Annotated in this window: 5 protein-coding genes; all 5 read right to left on the bottom strand. The window is 41.1% G+C overall.

From position 1 onward, the window contains the following. Window positions 1-112 precede the first annotated feature (112 nt). On the bottom strand, window positions 113-673 hold the full coding sequence (locus B7992_RS15965; RefSeq protein WP_088666786.1) for a zeta toxin family protein: 561 nt from the start codon (window positions 671-673) through the stop codon (window positions 113-115). Beyond that, a complete protein-coding gene (locus B7992_RS15960) occupies window positions 674-853 on the bottom strand; it encodes a hypothetical protein (protein ID WP_073156548.1) in 180 nt (59 codons plus the stop codon). 163 nt (window positions 854-1016) lie between these two features. Next, window positions 1017-1832, bottom strand: coding sequence for a hypothetical protein (locus B7992_RS15955; protein WP_254917749.1), 816 nt, complete (start codon window positions 1830-1832; stop codon window positions 1017-1019). 535 nt (window positions 1833-2367) lie between these two features. Next, window positions 2368-3864: a TM2 domain-containing protein gene (locus B7992_RS15950; RefSeq protein ID WP_088666785.1), complete on the bottom strand. Its 1497-nt coding sequence runs from the start codon at window positions 3862-3864 to the stop codon at window positions 2368-2370. A gap of 42 nt (window positions 3865-3906) precedes the next feature. Beyond that, the gene (locus B7992_RS15945) at window positions 3907-4308 is read right to left on the bottom strand and encodes a hypothetical protein (protein ID WP_088666784.1); all 402 of its coding nucleotides are present in this window, start codon (window positions 4306-4308) and stop codon (window positions 3907-3909) included. Window positions 4309-4930 lie beyond the last annotated feature (622 nt).

Below are 4930 nucleotides of genomic sequence, written 5' to 3'. Positions count from 1 at the left end.
AGCCCATTTTTTGTTTAATTTAGGCGAATGTCAACAAAAAAGGGTGGCGAAGCCACCCACACATGTTGATGAAGAACCTAAAAATTAAAAAATTAGTTTGTCAAATCAGGAATTATTTCAACAAACTCCTAACCCATTCTGGAACATCGTTTGAAACGGCAATTGTTTTACCAGACTTTATTAATGCAACTCGCCTGAATCTTTTGGAATTGTCATAAAGTTCAACTTTATTGCATAGTGGGAGAATTTCTTTTAGCTTTTCAAGAGATTCTTTATAGCGCCGTTCTATGTCAGCTTCGGGGATTCCATGCCCGCCTGCGGCAACTCGCAGGAGAACGCGTTGCTTAGCAATTTCTGCAGAATCCACATACACGAAATAAAGTTCAATTGTGTAACCAAGACTTTGTGCCTTTTTGATGTTTTGAATGGCACTTTTACCACAAAGAGTTGTTTCTTGGTTGAAAGAAGTCAAAGAAGCGAAATAGGTCTTGATTTTCTGAATTGCAATCTTGCCAGCCGTTACGACATCAGCGGCATTTCTCCAATCTCCATTGTTTTGGCGAACAATTTCGTCAACATTTACTCTAGGAATGTCGAAAATATCCCTATTTGTTTGATATAGGGTTGATTTTCCAGAACCGTTGGGACCTGCGAAAACAATGTATTTAGGCAATTAAAACCTCTTTGCGGCGATGACTTCTTCTTGCTTCTGCTGCAAAATTAAATCGCTTACCAACGCAAAGAAACGGGCTTCTTCTTCAGAACGAGCCTTTTCAAGAATGTCAGAAGTTTCGTCAAAATTCATCTTCTTGCATTCGTCGTACAGTTCTTGCAATTTTTCAATTTGACACATGTTAAAACTCCTTTGACAACAATATAGATATTTCTATCGCAAAAACAAATAGATGCAAAAAGAGCCCCGCCTCCAATGAGACGGGGTTCTTTAAGTTTAGGCTAGATTCCCGCTTTCGCGGGCATGGATCCTTCGTGCTTACGCACTCAGGATGACGTCTACGTTACACCTCTTCAATAGAAGCATGATACTCCTGCAAGCTCTTCACTTCGCCCTTGCCAGCCTTGGCAGCGGCGATGCCCTTGACGGTGTCGAGAGCGGCAGCCAGGGTGGTGATGTAAGGAGTCTTGTACTTGATGGCAGCCTTACGGATGGCGGATTCATCGGCAACAGCGTCGCGGCGAGCCCACGGGGTGTTGATGATGAGGTTCACCTGCTTGTTCAGGATGACATCCAGAACGTTGGGGCGGCCTTCGGCGATCTTGTTCACCACTTCGCACTTGACGCCAGCCTTTTCGTAGAACTTGGCGGTGCCTTCGGTGGCGTAGATCTTGAAGCCCAGTTCCTGGAAACGCTGGCCCACTTCGATAGCCTGGTCGCAGAGGTTGGTCTTGTCAGACAAGCTGATAAGAACTGCACCGCTGGAAGGCAGGATGGAGCCTGCGGCTTCCTGGCTCTTGTAGTAAGCCAGGGCGAAGTCTTCGGAGAGGCCCAGCACTTCACCGGTGGAACGCATTTCAGGGCCGAGAACCGGGTCAACCTTGGGGAACTTGTCAAACGGGAACACAGCTTCCTTGGCGCCATGGTGCTTGAACTTTTTGTCCTTCAGCTTCAGATCTTCCAGCTTTTCACCCATCATGAGGCGGGTAGCAAGGCGGGCCATCTGAGTGTTACAGACCTTGGAGACCAGAGGCACGGTACGGCTTGCACGCGGATTTGCTTCGAGAACGAAAACCTTGCCGTCTTCGATAGCATACTGCATGTTCATGAGACCGCAAACGTGGAGGGATTCAGCAATCTTACGAGTGTAATCCTTGATGGTCTTCAGGTTGGACGCCTACGGCGTCCGCTGCTGCGCTCGGTCATAAAAATAAACAAGTTTATTTTTGCGACACTCGCTTGCAAGCCATTGCTTCGGTAATGGTTACAGGCGGGATAATGCAAGAATTGTTTTTTTATGGGCGTTCCCCGGCTCCCTAAAACCACCAGACAAAAACAGCCACCGGGTCGGGCTATATTTTAGGGGCAGTCACCTTCGCTACGCTCGTTGCCCGCCTCCTAAAACGGAGCCTTGCTACGCAAGTCTCCGCCCATATGGGTCACTATCCCTAACGTGATAAGAAAAGAGCAAATCTGTGATTTGCTCTTTTCTTATCAACATGTCTTACAGCTCATTGTTCCCAATGTTCTCGCAAAGTTTGCACCGTTGCATCGTCACGCATTTTTCGACCATTCTTTCTTACCAACTTCACGCAACCTTCAGGAAGATTAAATTCTTTCTCAATTCTCGCTATGGCACTTCTTAACAAAGAATTACTGTTTATGGCTCTTTTTTGAGGCATGTAAAACTCCTTTTATCTTGTACGTTCTACTAAGTATTTTGAACAGGTAAAGCCGTTTCTTGCACACCATTTCTTTATGTCCCTATATGTAAGGGGGCTAGAAAAGAATTCCTTGTCCTTCTCACTTATGGCTATATCGCTATTTACTGTTCTAGGCGGATTTATATCATTTTTCTCATAGTATTTATCTAAGGTTTTCTTGTCAGTTTTAATAGTTACAGCATATATACCATGATAGTATCCAACATACGGATTAAATTCTAATTCTGAAATGTTAAATCCGATTTCTACATTTTCAACAGAGGGATGCAGCGTGAACGGCATATACGCACCAAACGAAAATAAATCAAATACGGATACAACCAAGGCCGTAGCATCATTCATATCTTTTGAAGGAGCTTCTACATAAGAAACGGTTCTGTTCTTTTTCTTCTCTATAGTTCCATATCCTTTGTAAGCTTTACCTTGATTAACAAGAGTCATAGGCACGAAGTCATCTTCAGAAAGAAGTTTGAAAATTTCATTATACAACAAATTTGCTTTAGCTTTTGTTATTGACTTATTTTTTAATGCTGCTGCAATAAAGCGTTCTTCAGTTATGATAACGTTAATGTCGTAATGATTTAACTTGCAGCCTCTATTTAGATAGTTGAAATATTTCGTGTAGTCAAATTCTTTATTTCCCATTTCATGCTGAATTTCAACCTCGTAGATTGTTGAAAAATAATTTGCATACTGCACAGAATCTGAAAAACAGCCTTTAGCGGGAAGAAGTTTTTCTATCCTTTTCTCAATTCCTTTTACTGTCGGTGCATAATTGGCAAAAGGTATTCCAGAGCCATCGCTTTTTAAAATTTTATAAAATGCGGATGACAATTTAACAGCTTCGCGAACTCGTCCTTCTCCATAGACGGAATCAATGTGTTGAATAGCAATTTCTAATCTTTTGTTCAGTTCTTCAGAACAAGCCTCATCTTTCCCTGCACATGATTGAAGCGATTCGTAGGATCTTTCGCTTACAGGAGATGATTGCTTAACTTTCGTTGCAACCTCTTTTTGTTTAGGATTTTCATAATTTGACTTTACTGTATCGGGGGCAGGATCCGTTATCAAAAGTGCAAAAACAATTAATCCACCAATAACAAAATAGGGAATAGCTAATATTTTAAAGAAAATAGAAGTAGCGGTCGATGCTTGAATCAATTTTTTTTCATTATCAAAATAGTTATTCCCAGCAATTTTAACGAAATCTAGAATGGTAAGGACAAATGTTATAAAGAAGAAAAAACATGAAATTTTATTTTGCATTAGAGCGAATACAATGCACAATAAACTTATTATTAATCTTGTTATTCCGGATTTAGTGCGTCCTGCGTAAATAGAATGCATTCCGAAAAATCCTAAAAACAAGCACAACAGCATTGTGATTACAGACTCTTTATCGGAAACTTCGTGGATTATCTCAGCCTGGTCTTCTTCGATAAAGTCATTCAAATTTAAATTTGACATTTTGTACTCCTTGTGAATAATGAAAAATCAATTTAAGGATGCTTAATATTTTGCATGAGGGCAAGGATTTGGCATTTTCATCAATTCGAAATCTGATGCATATGTTCTTGGCGGAATGGAAACTTTTATCGAAGCGTCTGTAATGTCCACCACAACACGAAGGCGAAGATTATTGTCTAAACAGGCCATTGCGTTCGGATAAAAATTTTCGCGATTTACGGGCGCTCCTAAATGTAATTCTTCGCATTTAGCAGATTCTCTTCCTAATCCGTAGTAAATACCATTACCTTCTTTCTGTAAAATTCGTGTGACCGTTTTGCATGCCTGATCATTAATTTTTGCAATCTCATATTTTTGACCTTCGCGATCGTCTCCACAAGCTGTAAACGATACGGAAGCTGCAATAGTGACAACTGCCGCAAGAAATGAACTGATTTTCTTCATCTGTTACTCCATTGAAATGAGGTTAATTACTTGAATCAACCCTCATTCAACAAGGTGCCACATCTATTTCCAGAAAACAAAAAAAGGACGTGGATCGCTGCATTTACCTAAACGGGGCTCTAGACAACCTCTGAACGATAAACGCAAACGACCCACGCCCCCAAAGGGCTGTTGCCTATGGCCTACACAGCCAAAAGACCAGCTTAACGAGCCGGTACAGCAAACTGAAACATACCGTAAAAACGGCATGCCTGCGTGAGCGCTCGCCTTGTCCTCGTTCAGATGAAATTGTCTAGATTTCGTTTAGAGAACAAGAGCAAAAACTCTATTTTCCTAAAATATAACTTAAATTTCGTGGTTTCAATAATCTACCATTTTAATTTTTTATCAAAACAGTTTGTTTTTACAGCAAAACATCGTTATCTTTTTGTGGATTTCATATATTTATCCAAGGAGGTTATTATGACAACGCTGCAAATGGATGCCATTAGGCGGATTGAAACTTTGTCCGACGACAAGGTTTTTTATGTCATTCAAATCCTTGACGGTTTGGATGGTCTCTTAAGAGATGCCAAAGAAAAGCAAACTGCACGAGATCAGGCCTTTGACACCCTTGAGAAGA

Origin of the sequence: Fibrobacter sp. UWH1 (assembly GCF_002210365.1) — a bacterium.
Taxonomy (GTDB): domain Bacteria; phylum Fibrobacterota; class Fibrobacteria; order Fibrobacterales; family Fibrobacteraceae; genus Fibrobacter.
The sequence above is the reverse complement of the archived record's forward strand: the minus strand, read 5'-3'. Positions and strand labels throughout refer to the sequence as shown.